This window comes from Seonamhaeicola marinus, assembly GCF_008085455.1.
Genome location: NZ_VSDQ01000081.1, coordinates 580 through 781, shown reverse-complemented (window position 1 = coordinate 781; position 202 = coordinate 580).

Sequence of the window (202 nt, the reverse complement as noted above, 5' to 3'; positions counted from 1 at the left end):
AAAATGTAAAACTAGAGGCGTCGCAAATGGGCGCTGGGGTAGGATTAGGTATTAAAGGGCACTGCGCATATGAAGTTAACGTAAACCCTAAAAACCACAAAAGGAACATACATTTTAATACATTACCTTGAAGTAATTTTGTTTTCATACTTTATAGTTAAGTTACATTAATGATGCTAATCCTAAACTTACATAATAAGAA